Consider the following 9,637-nt stretch of genomic DNA (forward strand, 5'->3'; position numbering starts at 1 on the left):
GTCCGACACGTACAGACAGGGACGTGTGCGCATCCTTGTCGGCTTCCTGGACATGCACCGGGATAAAACGGGGTTGTGGCTCCGACGCCGACCGCTCCTGCGCTTCTGCCTTAAACTTGCCCACCCAATACCACAGCTGGTGCTCCTTGATCTGGTGGGCAGCACACCACGCCGCGCCAGTTTGTCCACTGGCACGGAAATCCGCCACGCGGGCACGCCAAAGCTCACGAAGCTCTGCCAACTCGGCCTTCGTCACGATGATCCCTCCATGATTGGATTCTGGGGGGATCATCTCGCAGAAGAGGGCCTGGCGCTAGGTGTGCGCTATTTGACGCTCACAGATAAACTGATGGAGCGTCGGCAGACGGACAAGGTGCCTTATGACCTATGGGTGCAACAGGGGTGGCTCTACGTGACGCCTGGCGCCGTGGTGGACTACAGTTTTGTGGAGTCCTTTATCTGCAAACTGAGAGATGATGGCCATCAAGTGCGGGAAGTAGACTTCGACAAGTGGAACGCCACGCATTTCGCGCAGAACATGGAAGCGGAGGGCTTCCATGTGGTCGAAATACCGCAGTCCATCCGTCAATTGTCGGAGCCGACGAAGCGGTTCCGAGCGGAAGTCCTTCAAAACAACGTCCTGCATGAAAATGACCCGCTGCTGACCTGGGCGGTAGGCAATGCAGTCGTTAAGATGGACAGTCAGGAAAATATCATGCTCGCCAAAGACCGCTCCAAGAACCGGATTGACCCCATTGCCGCGGTCATCAACGCCTTCTCCCGGGCGGTGACGAGCGCCGGTGCGATTGACCTGAACGCCCATATCCTGAGTGACGACTTTTCGTTCTGAGGTGTGTTATGACGATACTCCGGGCCTTATTAAGGCTGTTCCTGACGTTCGGAGACGATATTCTGGTGCTTTCTGGCCTAGCAGTTATCTGCTGGGCTACTTTTTTGCTCAGTTTTATCGCCGGGTTATACGTGATTGGGGTGATTCTGTGCGGTTTGGCGGTGTTACTCGCCAAGTACACGCGCAAGCCGCCAAAAAGGGGGTGATAACGGATGTTTTTCCGGGACCTGTTGCTCAGTTCACTGCCTGATTCGGACTTTTTTAACCCGCAGGGCTGGCTTGTGGACCTATTTGGCGGCGAACAGACATCCAGCGGCGAGCGCGTGAACGGGGACACGGCGATTCTCAACCCGAATGTCTACGCTTGCGCGAGCATTTTGGGCGGAGATATCGGCAAACTGCCGATCAACGTGTTTCGACGCAGCCGCGGCGGAGGGTTGGAGCGTGACACGTCGCATCCGGTGTCACAGCTGCTCGGCATCCGGCCAAACCCTTATATGTCCGCTTACTCGTTCAAGGAACTGATGCAGGTTCACCTCGTGACTTGGGGCAACGCATACGCCTACATCGAGTGGAACTGGGATGGCCGTCCAAAAGCTCTGTGGCCACTCAACCCAGCGCTGACAGACGTGCGAATTGACCTGGAGACGGGACAGATTTGGTACTACACCACGCTAATGACCGGCGAGATGCTGGTCATGCCCTGGCACGATGTCTTTCACCTGAAGATGATCAGCCGCAACGGATTAAAAGGGCTCACACCGATTGAGGTGTTGCGCGAAGAGATTGGCACTCAGCAAAGTATCAAGAAATTTGTTGGTGCGTTCTATGCGAACGGAACGGCGACGCGCGGCGTGTTGAAGGTGCCGACTGCGCTTAACAAGGATGCCAAAGAAAAGGCACGCAACGAATGGCAAAAACTCAACAGCGGCCTAACCAACGCGCACAAAATCGCTATCTTGGATGCCGGGTTGGACTACCAAAACATCGGGATGCCCCTCGCTGACGCGCAGTTCATCGAGACTACCAAGATGGGCATCTTAGAGATTGCCAAGGTGTACAAGATTCCGGCGCACAAGCTCAACCAGCTGGACCGCGCGACGTTCTCAAACATTGAGCAGCAGAGTTTGGATTACGTCAAGAACACCTTGCAGCCCATCGTTGCGCAGTGGGAACAGGAAATCCTGTATAAGCTGTTCACTGAGTCGGAGCAAAAACGGTTTTACGCGCGGTTTGATCTCACCTCTGAACTTCGTGGTGATGCCGCTAGCAGGTCGGCGTACTATAAGGCAATGTGGGAGATTGGCGCCTTCTCTATCAACCAGATTCTTGCGTTGGAGGACCAGGAAGGCATCGGACCAGACGGAGACAAGCACTTCGTCCCGTTGAACTACATCCCTGTGGACGCCGCGGCGAAGATTACCTCGCCGAAAGGAGGTGAGGGTGGTGGACAAGGAGATCCGCATCCTGACGACGCCGGTGGAGTTGCGAGCGGCGAGTGATGGCGGCCAAGAGTATATCGACGGCTATGCGCTCAAGTTTGAGCGGTGGAGCGACCCGATTGGTTTTTGGTTTCCGTTCCAAGAAATTATCAGCCGGAGTGCGCTGGATGGGGCGGACATGAGCAATGTGGTTGCGCTATTCAATCATGACCCTAGCATGCCGCTTGCGCGGAATACTGTGGCCGGGGACGTTGGCAGCCTCACACTGGAGGTAGATGCCATAGGGCTTCGGTTTCAGTTCATCCCGACGAACACTAGTTACGCGCAGGATCTGATGGAAAACGTGAGGGCAGGGGTTGTGAACCAATGTTCCTTTGCGTTCACAGTCGCGGAGGATGGGGATGAGTGGTCATATGATGAGGATTCCGGCCTCTATCAGCGCCGTATAAACCAGTTCGCGGCCATCTACGATGTCTCTCTGGTGACAACACCAGCATATCCGGATACGGAGGCGGTTGTTGGTCAGCGTAGCAAGGAACGATTGAAAAAACTGGTCGAACAGCGGAAGAGGCCGCTCATCGACCGCGAAAAAGAAAGAATTGGACCTGTTAGCTATCTGACAGGTCTTTTTTCATAGCCAAAAATAGAAAGTGAGGTAGTCAAATGGACCCGAAGGTGCGTGAATTGCGGCAGCAGATGGCCGCGAAGATTGAGGAAGCCCGTAATTTGGCCGAGGAAGGAAAGCTGGAAGAGGCGCGCGCGGCCAAGGATGCGGCCACTGCGTTGAAGCAGCAAATTGAAGCGCTCGAAGAACTGCGTGCGCTTGAAGAGAGCGCACAGGTGGAGCAACGCAAGCCTGTCGAGGCCCCGGCGGTGCATATCGAAAAGCCTGCGGAAGAGCGGGAGAAGGCGTACAAGGAAGCATTCGTCAAGATGCTCCGAGGGAAAGGCCTAACTGTTGAAGAGCGAGGCCTGTTGGAGCAACGCGCCATGACTTCGTCGTCAGGTGAGGATGGCGGCTACTTGATTCCGCCTGACATTCAGACGACCATCAACCAGATCAAACGTCAGTACCTCGCGCTTGAGGACTACGTGACCTCTGAACCGGTTTCCACCAATGGCGGGTCGCGTGTGCTTGAAAAGTACGTTGACATTACTCCGTTTGCGCAGATTGCTGCGGAGAACACGACGCTTCAAGACCTCGATAATCCGAAGGTCACTCAGGTTTCATTCTCCATCAAGGATTACGGCGGGATTTTGACGCTGACCAACAACCTCCTGGCAGACAGTCCGGAAAACATCCTGTCTTACGTGGCGCAATGGATTGCTCGGAAGGACATCATCACAGACAATAGCCTGATTTTGGCCGTGCTCAAGACGTTCACGAGTAAGTCGTTTGCCAGCATCGACGACGTGAAGACGTCTCTGAATGTCGACCTGGATCCAATGTTGAGCCAGAACGCCATCATCGTTACCAACCAGGATGGATTCAACCATCTCGACCAGCAGAAGGACAGCATGGGCCGTCCGTTGATTCAGCCGAACCCAACCCAACCGAGCAGCCATCTGCTGTTCGGGAAGCCGATTGTGGTGATGGCGAACCGCCTGTTGCCGACTGACACGACGAACAACGTGGCACCGTTCATCATTGGTGACCTAAAGAGCGCGGTGGTCGTGTTCGACCGTCAGGAAATCAGCATCCTCACCACGAACATTGGCGGCGGCGCGTTCGAGAACAACGTCACCAAGATGCGCGTCATTGTTCGCGAGGACGTAAAGGCGTGGGATACCGGTGCGGCCATCTATGGCAGCCTGGAGCTTGCATGATAATGGGGAGCCACTCGGCTCCCTTTGTTGCGGGGTGATCCCATGACCTTAGACGATGTGAAGCTTTACCTGCGCATTGACGGTACAGACGACGACGCCATGCTGCAGGGCATGATGGGCGCCGCTGACTCGTATATCGCCAATGCCGTTGGCGCGGACGTCGACAAAACATCCGCGCTGTATGAGTTGGCCGCAAAGTTGCTCATTTCCCACTGGTATGAGAATCGGGAGCCGGTCGGCAGTGCGTCCGCGTTGGCATTTAGCCTCGACAGCATCTTGATGCAGCTGCGTTACACGTTGCCGGATGCTACGACGGACACGAGTGGTGATACGCCATGAGCTCCGCAGACTATCGCCACAGAGTGACACTGCAGCAAAAGCTTCAGGTGGTGGACGACGAGGGGCTTCCCGACAACGATGCGTGGGAGGATGTGGTGACCGTTTGGGCGGCAGTCGAGCCGCAGACTTTGCGCGCGCACGAGTTTGTCGGCGCCGCAGCCAATGTGGTCGAGAAGATTGTCCAAGTGCGTATTCGGTATCGGCCTGGCGTGACCGAGAGCATGCGAGTCGTCTACCACGGGCGCGTGTTCCGCATTGAGGCGGTTGTGGACCAAGAAGAACGACATCGGGAACTGCAGCTCTATTGCAGGGAGGTGGAAGCCGGTGGCTGACGGCGTGATTTTGAGCCTGCAAGGTCTCGACAAGCTACTCGAACGAGTGCAAGAGTTAGGAAATCGTGCGGCAAGGGTCGAGAGTGATGCGCTGAAGGCGGGCGCCGAGGTCATCCGCGCTGCGGCAGCAGATCGGGCGCCTAGAAGCCCGACGGATAAACAGCACATGGCTGACAATATCCAGATAAGCCGAGTCCTCAATAAGGATGGGCATCGTTATGTCCAGATAGGCCCCACGCGCGGCGATAACAGTCGGTTTTTCTACGCCAAGTTCCTTGAGTGGGGCACTTCCAAGATGCCCGCTAGGCCGTTTCTTGGCCCTGCAGCGTCCGAAAAGAGCAAAGAGGCGCGCGACAAGGTTGCTGAAGTATTGGCCAGGGGATTGCAGTCATGATCAACCTCAAAGAGAGTATCAAGAGTGCGTTGATCGGAGATTCAGAACTGGTCAATCTGCTTGGTGGTGAGCGCGTATATCAGATTCGAGCGCCCAATGCTACCGAGTTTCCGCGCATCACGTTCTTTGAGTTGACGAGTTTCAACTCGGATTATGCCGATGACGTGCCCATAGCCTCCCAATTTGAGTTTCAGATAGACATCTGGACCAAAGGCAGTTTCTCTGCCATTGCTGCTGCAGTCGACCGTGTGATGCAGTCCATTGGATTCCGACTGATCGGCACGGCGGAGCTGTACGAGGATGACGTCCAGGTGTACCACAAAGCACTCCGATACCGAACGAAAGCAGAGGGATGAAAAATGGCCCAGGTAGGCTTGAGGAATGTACACTACGCCATCCTGACAAAAGATGACGAAACAGGTGTCACCTACAGCACCATTAAACCGATTCCCGGCGTTGTCACGGCCAAGATCCAGCCGAAAAGCAACTCGGCAACACTGTATGCGGATGACGGACCGGCGGAAACTGCCACGACACTCGGTGAGATCGATGCGGACTTCGAGTTTTCCGACCTTCCGGTGGATATCCAAGCGGACTTGCTCGGGCATACCGTTGGTTCTGATGGCGTGTTGCTGAAGAAGTCCACCGATGTTGCGCCGTATGTCGCAATCGGGTTTGTTAGTCAGAAGAGCACAGGAAAAGACCTGTATGTCTGGATGCTTAAAGGAAAGGCACAGGTTCCGGAAGCGGATTTCAAGACCAAGGAGGACAAGCCGGACTTCGGAACGACGACGCTTAGTTTCACGTTTGTTCGCCGCAACTATGACGATGCATATCAGGCTGTGGGCGACGAGGACAACGCGACATTCACGACGGGATCTACTTGGTTTAATAGCGTTCCTGGTACTTCGGGATCGTAAGCAGTGAATACAGAGAGGGCTTCGGCCCTCTCTTTTTGATTGGAGGAGGACGAGAAGATGCCAGTTAGCGACGTGCGGGTGAAACCTATCCCTATTACCCTCGAAAAAGAGAGGACACTCAAATATGACCTGAACGCTTTTGCTGAACTAGAAGAGCGATTCGGGACTGTGCAGCAGGCTTTTGATGAGCTTCAAAAACAAAAACTCAAGGCAGTTCGCGCTATCGTATGGGCGGGCCTTATCCACGAGGATCCCAAACTTACAGAACGACAAGTCGGTTCTATGTTGTCCTTTGCAGATCTCACGGGCATCCTGCCGGCAGTTACGGAAGCGATCACAGCAGCGCTTCCGAAAGCCTCCGAGGATGCCACGGAAAAAAACTCGTAAGCCAGGCCACTCCGCAAGACGAAGGGTGGAACTGGCCTTGGCTCAAGTATCTGGGCACGGTCATTCTGCGGAAGAGTGAGCGTGTCTTTTGGCGCTCGACGCCAAGGGAACTGGATTCGCTTTGGCAGGAACATCAGGAATTTCTGGGATTGAAAAAACAGCAGCCGCAGCTGTCGTTCATCGACGAGGTTTGGCCGTTATAGGGGTGATTTTGTGAGTCAAGAAGTAATGGACATCTTCGTGTCGTTCGGAATCAACATGGACAATTTCAATGACGGGATCACGAAGATCAACCGGCAGATGAAACTCGTTGAGTCCGAATTCCAGGCTGCGGCTGCAAAGTTGGGTGACTTTGGTAAGTCCAGCGACTCTCTGCGGCTGCAGGTCGATGCCTTGACCCAAAAGATAGACCTGCAACAGCAGAAGGTCGCTGCATATGAAAAGGCCATCCAATCTGTCCAGGACCGAATCGAGAAGCACAGACAATCACTGGCGGCCGTGGCTCAGCAACTTGAGCAAGCGCGTGCAGAGTATGATGCCGTGTCGGCATCGATGGGTAAGGATTCGGCCGAAGCAAAAGCTCTCAGTGACCAAATCGAAAAACTGGAGAAAGACTACAAGGCCAAAATCCAGACCTTGCAGTCCGATGATAAGGCTCTCGACAATAATCGGATCAAGCTCAACAACGCTCGTACCGCACTGGCTGAACTGGAAAATGAGTTGCGCCAAGCCAGTACAGGCACAGATCGGCAGGCGTCTAGCCTGAAGAGTCTATCTGACTCCGCTGAACGAACGGGTGGCATGTTTTCGTACCTGGGCAATGCGGTTAAGTCTGCCCTGGTGTTCACGGGTGTTTATCAGGGCATCAATGGTATCACTTCCGCGCTAAAGAATGCCGCAACTGCTGGCATACAGTTCGACTCGGAGATGCAGCAGGCCCAAATTGGGTTCACCACGCTGCTTGGTTCGGCGAAGGCGGCGCAGGATATGCTGCAACAGCTCGCGGACTTCGCGCAGTCCACTCCGTTTGACCTAACCGGTGTGGAGAATGCTGCCAAGCAGATGCTGGCCATGGGCTTTTCAGCAAAAGAGATTCTGCCCGATATGAAAGCTATCGGCGATGCTGCGGCGGCACTCGGCTTGCAGACGGACGGTATCCAGCGCATTACTTTGGCCCTTGGTCAGTTGAAAACGCATGGCGTGGTTGACGCGCAGGACATGCTCCAGCTGACAGAGGCGGGCATCCCGGCGTGGAATATCCTTGCTCAGGCGATTGGTAAGACCGTGCCTCAACTGCAAGCGATGGTATCCAAAGGACTTGTTCCAGCTGACCAGGCGACGGAGATCCTTATCCAAGGCATGGAACAGCGGTTCCCGAACATGCTGCAAAAGATGAACAGCAGTTTCACGTCGCAGATGGGGAACCTCAAGGACGGGTTGAATCGGGCTCTTGGTGATGCCATGAAACCGACCTTCGACTGGCTTACCAATACGGCTTTGCCGATGCTGAATGATAAAGTCAACACATTTCGGCAAACGTTAGAGCAAACTGGCTCTCTGTCGCAGGCATTTAAGACGATCATCCCGCCGAATGCTGTCAATGACATAACGGCCGCTGTCAATGCCGCGAAGTCTTTGTTCACGACACTGTACAACCTGAGGGGGTTAATTGTGTCCCTCGGGGCAGGCTTTGCGGCGATGAAGATTACCAGTGCATTCGCCGACATATCCGGGATCACAAAATTCATCACAGCCTTCAATGAGCTCAAGAAATCGACGGTCGAACTGACTGCTGCCCAAACGGCATGGCAAGCTCTGATGAAGACCAACGGTATTGCCGCCTTCATTGGTCAGATCCAAAAACTCCGGGAAGCGGATAAGGATCTTACTGTCGCCCAGGCTGCCCTGAATGCTGTTATGGACGCGAATCCGATTGGGGCCATCGCGGCAGCGATTGGCGCTTTGATCGCAGCAGGTGCTGCACTGTATGCAGCATGGAAGAATGACTGGGGCGGCATCCAGGAGAAGACTGCAGGCGTGATACAGGTACTGAAGTCCATGTTTTCTGGCCTTGCAAACTTTGTCGTGATGGTGTTCGATGACGTGCGCGCAGGTGTGTTGAAAGCCATTCTCGCAGTTATGAACGCGGTGTCTCCGGTGGTCGGTCTTATCGGCGATGTAGCACCTGGTGTGGCAAAGGCATTCAACGGGGTGCGTGATGCCATAAAAGCCAGTGCTGACGACATCACCAATCAGGCCAATCAATCGGCCGCAGAGATGCAAGCGGCGTTCAATAACATGCGTTCTGTCATCAATAACGGCATGGAAGAAACGAATTGGGGCAACGACACACTGCAAGACCTGCAGAGAAAGGCTGGGCAAAAGGTGCCTATTGGCAGCGCGGCCATGCCTCTGCCGATTATCGCGCCTACGAAGGCGACGACCGCAGCGACAACGAGCGCCATAAAGACGAGCTTCGCTAATGTCGCGAGCGGTAGCAAGTCGGCGGCTCAGTCAGCAGGGCAGAGCATCGCGCAGTCATTCATCGACGGGCTGCAGAAAAAACTTGCTGGCGCGCAACAGACCATCGACCAGCTCCAGGCACGCCTCCAATTCCGAAAGGATCAGGGGAACACGGCAGCCGTTACGGAGACTACGCAGGAACTGGTCAATGCCTATAAGGCGCAGATGAATCAACTGCAGTCCGCCATGAACTCTATCAGTGCCGAGATCAAAAAGCTGAATCCGAAGAAAAATGCGGATGACATTGCGCAGCTCAAAGACCAGTATTCGCAACTGGCCGTGCAGTGGTGGAACGACCGGGACGCCCTGACACAGCTGACTGCGCAGGCGGACCAAGCCACTACGACCGTCACCAACCTGCTCAATGCAGCCGACAATGCTACGTCCGCGACGGACAAGCAGATCCAGACATTGCAGGCGCAGATGCAGTATCTCAAAGATGCTGGCCAGGACACATCCTCTGTGGCGAAGCAGATTGGGGACACGTACAGCCAGGAGCTCAAGTCCATCCAGTCGTCCATAAACAGTCTGCAGACCGAACTGAAGAAACTGAACCCGAAGACTCAGGCTGACTTGGTGCAACAGGTCAAGGACAAGATCGCTGACCTGAACACCGAGCTTTG

12 protein-coding genes are annotated in these 9,637 nt (G+C 54.8%); 11 read left to right on the forward strand and 1 reads right to left on the reverse strand.

Annotated features, from left to right (window positions below):
- On the reverse strand, nucleotides 1-256 hold a 256-nt coding region (tnpA, locus tag G463_RS0116100; RefSeq protein WP_026975975.1), incomplete at its 3' end, for an IS66 family insertion sequence element accessory protein TnpA.
- 12 nt (nucleotides 257-268) lie between these two features.
- Here tnpA and G463_RS0116105 point away from each other — a divergent pair.
- The 11 genes from G463_RS0116105 to G463_RS0116160 all read left to right on the forward strand — a co-directional run.
- Complete coding sequence (locus G463_RS0116105; protein ID WP_026975976.1) at nucleotides 269-850, forward strand: terminase TerL endonuclease subunit; 582 nt, start codon at nucleotides 269-271, stop codon at nucleotides 848-850.
- A gap of 212 nt (nucleotides 851-1,062) precedes the next feature.
- Entirely contained in the window at nucleotides 1,063-2,352 is a 1,290-nt protein-coding gene (locus G463_RS20985; RefSeq protein WP_084171826.1) for a phage portal protein, read from the forward strand.
- Nucleotides 2,297-2,929 (forward strand): HK97 family phage prohead protease, encoded by a 633-nt coding sequence (locus tag G463_RS20990; protein WP_051322387.1) that lies wholly within the window; start codon nucleotides 2,297-2,299, stop codon nucleotides 2,927-2,929. Before G463_RS20985 ends, G463_RS20990 begins: the two co-directional genes overlap by 56 nt.
- 26 nt (nucleotides 2,930-2,955) lie before the next feature.
- A complete protein-coding gene (locus tag G463_RS0116125) occupies nucleotides 2,956-4,119 on the forward strand; it encodes a phage major capsid protein (RefSeq protein ID WP_026975978.1) in 1,164 nt (387 codons plus the stop codon).
- A 42-nt stretch (nucleotides 4,120-4,161) separates the two neighbouring features.
- Nucleotides 4,162-4,458: a head-tail connector protein gene (locus tag G463_RS0116130; protein ID WP_035487791.1), complete on the forward strand. Its 297-nt coding sequence runs from the start codon at nucleotides 4,162-4,164 to the stop codon at nucleotides 4,456-4,458.
- The gene (locus G463_RS0116135) at nucleotides 4,455-4,790 is read left to right on the forward strand and encodes a phage head closure protein (protein WP_026975980.1); all 336 of its coding nucleotides are present in this window, start codon (nucleotides 4,455-4,457) and stop codon (nucleotides 4,788-4,790) included. Before G463_RS0116130 ends, G463_RS0116135 begins: the two co-directional genes overlap by 4 nt.
- Complete coding sequence (locus G463_RS0116140; protein ID WP_245575932.1) at nucleotides 4,783-5,184, forward strand: HK97-gp10 family putative phage morphogenesis protein; 402 nt, start codon at nucleotides 4,783-4,785, stop codon at nucleotides 5,182-5,184. The genes G463_RS0116135 and G463_RS0116140 overlap by 8 nt, the downstream gene beginning before the upstream one ends.
- Nucleotides 5,181-5,540: a tail completion protein gp17 gene (gene gp17, locus G463_RS0116145; protein WP_026975982.1), complete on the forward strand. Its 360-nt coding sequence runs from the start codon at nucleotides 5,181-5,183 to the stop codon at nucleotides 5,538-5,540. Before G463_RS0116140 ends, gp17 begins: the two co-directional genes overlap by 4 nt.
- A 3-nt stretch (nucleotides 5,541-5,543) precedes the next feature.
- Nucleotides 5,544-6,104, forward strand: coding sequence for a major tail protein (locus G463_RS0116150; RefSeq protein ID WP_026975983.1), 561 nt, complete (start codon nucleotides 5,544-5,546; stop codon nucleotides 6,102-6,104).
- 57 nt (nucleotides 6,105-6,161) lie between these two features.
- Nucleotides 6,162-6,491, forward strand: a complete 330-nt coding sequence (locus tag G463_RS0116155) for a GTA-gp10 family protein (RefSeq protein ID WP_026975984.1) — start codon at nucleotides 6,162-6,164, stop codon at nucleotides 6,489-6,491.
- A gap of 213 nt (nucleotides 6,492-6,704) precedes the next feature.
- The coding region (locus G463_RS0116160) for a tape measure protein (RefSeq protein ID WP_026975985.1) at nucleotides 6,705-9,637 on the forward strand (2,933 nt) is incomplete at its 3' end.

Source organism: Alicyclobacillus contaminans DSM 17975 (assembly GCF_000429525.1).
GTDB classification, from domain to species: Bacteria; Bacillota; Bacilli; order Alicyclobacillales; family Alicyclobacillaceae; genus Alicyclobacillus_A; species Alicyclobacillus_A contaminans.

Excerpts from the sequence above, each read along its gene's own strand:
- G463_RS20985 (WP_084171826.1), top strand. The coding sequence starts at position 1,063 with ATGTTTTTCCGGGACCTGTTGCTCAGTTCACTGCCTGATTCGGACTTT.
- G463_RS0116155 (WP_026975984.1), top strand. The coding sequence starts at position 6,162 with ATGCCAGTTAGCGACGTGCGGGTGAAACCTATCCCTATTACCCTCGAA.
- G463_RS0116130 (WP_035487791.1), top strand. The coding sequence starts at position 4,162 with ATGACCTTAGACGATGTGAAGCTTTACCTGCGCATTGACGGTACAGAC.
- G463_RS0116135 (WP_026975980.1), top strand. The coding sequence starts at position 4,455 with ATGAGCTCCGCAGACTATCGCCACAGAGTGACACTGCAGCAAAAGCTT.
- G463_RS0116105 (WP_026975976.1), top strand. The coding sequence starts at position 269 with ATGATTGGATTCTGGGGGGATCATCTCGCAGAAGAGGGCCTGGCGCTA.
- gp17 (WP_026975982.1), top strand. The coding sequence starts at position 5,181 with ATGATCAACCTCAAAGAGAGTATCAAGAGTGCGTTGATCGGAGATTCA.
- G463_RS0116150 (WP_026975983.1), top strand. The coding sequence starts at position 5,544 with ATGGCCCAGGTAGGCTTGAGGAATGTACACTACGCCATCCTGACAAAA.
- G463_RS0116125 (WP_026975978.1), top strand. The coding sequence starts at position 2,956 with ATGGACCCGAAGGTGCGTGAATTGCGGCAGCAGATGGCCGCGAAGATT.